This is a genomic window from Acinetobacter sp. NigerLNRRAM0016 (assembly GCF_054112845.1).
The window spans coordinates 1-1,584 of sequence record NZ_JBSYVT010000086.1; the positions used below are offsets into that span (position 1 = coordinate 1).

The window sequence follows — 1,584 nt, forward strand, 5'->3', positions numbered from 1 at the left end:
AAAAATAATAATAAAAAAATACCGATCTTTTTAGTCGGCTTTGTTTTAATGGCACAAAAAAAAAGTTGTTGCAAAACAACTTTAATAATAAAACAATAACATTGACTGTAACTGAATTTATAATTATTTTATTAAAAATTTTTTAAACGAGACTTAAAATGAATTATCAAGACCTCTCCATTAAATTAATTCAAGAACAATATAAACTCAAGAATTCTAAATCAAAAAGTATATTAGTAATAATTGGCGGAATTGAACTAACGCGAAAAAATCAATCAATCAAAAAGCTAAGTGAATTAATGGATCCTAGATATTTAAAAATTAAGGCTGAAACCCCAAATAGAGTCAAAGAAAATAAATTAATTTGGCAACCATACATAAATGACATTCCAAAAAATGGACAAATCATGTTTTTTTATGGGAATTGGTATACTGATTTACTAGCGTCAACTATATTAAATGATGAAAAAATACAAAATAATGTATTCAACGAACACTTAAAGCGTATATATGAATTTGAAAGTTACTTAAAAAATAATAATGTAGATATTATTAAAGTTTGGTTTGATGTTTCATGGAGCAAAGTAAAAATTCGCACAAAAAATATTGATATTATTAATAAAATCCAAAGAGTTCCACGTTTTACATGGGATGATTTTCCACAAAAAAAATGGAAAACTAAAACCTTATACAATCAAATTCAAACTTTAAGAAATAGATTCACCCACGATTGGGTAATCATTAATAGTGAAAACAATATAGAAAGAAATACACAGTTTTCTCAATTAATACTTAAACATCTAAAACTACCACCTGTACAAATTAAGAATAAATTTAAATATCAGGCGGCACCTATTCCTTCAATTTTAACTCAAATAAAAAAAAGTGAAATTAGCCACATAGAGTATAAAAAAACCATTAAACAACTAGAAAGGAAAGTCGCAGATGTTCTACGTTATTCATCACATAACGTTGTATTAGTTTTTGAAGGTATGGATGCCGCAGGTAAAGGCAGTTCAATTAAGCGCATCATTAAATTTCTAGGGCTACACGAATATAATATTCATAGTATTTCAGCACCAGAAAATTTTGAACGATTACGTCCTTATTTGTGGCGTTTTTGGAATAAGCATTCAACGAATGGGGCACTTAATATTTTTGATCGCAGCTGGTATGGACGTGTACTTGTAGAACGTGTAGAAGATTTAATTAACCCAATAGAATGGCAAAATGCTTATGAAGAAATAAATCAGTACGAAAAACAACTGTCTGATACAAATACAATTGTTATAAAATTTTGGCTAGCAATTTCAAAAGATGAACAATTACGTCGTTTTTACAAGCGAAAAAATACACCTCAAAAAAGCTTCAAATTAACAGAAGATGATTGGCGTAATAGAGAAAAGTGGGATGCCTACTTACAAGCAGCATCAGATATGTTCAAATATACGAGCACAGATATTTCTCCTTGGCACATCATTGCCAATGATAGTAAATATGCTGCACGAATTGAAATTTTGCAAACTATCCTTCATAGCGTACAAAATAAAAATTTAGGTCACTTAGAAAACTTATAAGATTATA

Annotated in this window: 1 protein-coding gene; it reads left to right on the forward strand. The window is 28.4% G+C overall.

Features of this window, described 5'->3' with window-relative positions:
- Positions 1-158: 158 nt before the first annotated feature.
- Entirely contained in the window at positions 159-1,577 is a 1,419-nt protein-coding gene (locus ACWQ4X_RS19570; RefSeq protein WP_125503267.1) for a phosphate--AMP phosphotransferase, read from the forward strand.
- Positions 1,578-1,584: the final 7 nt, after the last annotated feature.

Bases quoted from the DNA above. Each gene is read 5' to 3' on its own strand.
- ACWQ4X_RS19570 (WP_125503267.1), top strand. From the start codon at position 159: ATGAATTATCAAGACCTCTCCATTAAATTAATTCAAGAACAATATAAA.